1 pseudogene is annotated in these 240 nt (G+C 65.8%); it reads left to right on the top strand.

The window, feature by feature from the left end:
- Positions 1–240 (top strand): annotated as a pseudogene (locus AAEY55_RS18575) (NAD(P)H-quinone oxidoreductase); the annotation flags it as partial.

Genomic DNA, 240 nt, shown 5'->3' with positions numbered 1-240 from the left:
CGACTACGTCGCGCGCAATTTCGCGGCCGCCGCGATGAACGGGCGCATCGTGCAGATCGGCGTGATCAATGGCCCCGCGAAGGAGCTCGACCTGTTTCCGATGCTGACGAAGCGGCTCACGCACATCGGCTCGACGCTGCGCTCGCGCACATACGCGGAGAAGGCGCAGATCATTCGCGAGCTCGAGGAGGCCGTGTGGCCGCTGATCCGGCAAGGCACGGTCAAGCCTCGGGTCTATCG

The organism is Pseudoalteromonas sp. 120-MNA-CIBAN-0494 (assembly GCF_040308885.1).
Taxonomy (GTDB): Bacteria; Pseudomonadota; Gammaproteobacteria; order Enterobacterales; family Alteromonadaceae; genus Pseudoalteromonas; species Pseudoalteromonas nigrifaciens.
Note: the sequence above shows the minus strand (reverse complement) of the source record. Positions and strands in the feature narration are given on the sequence as shown.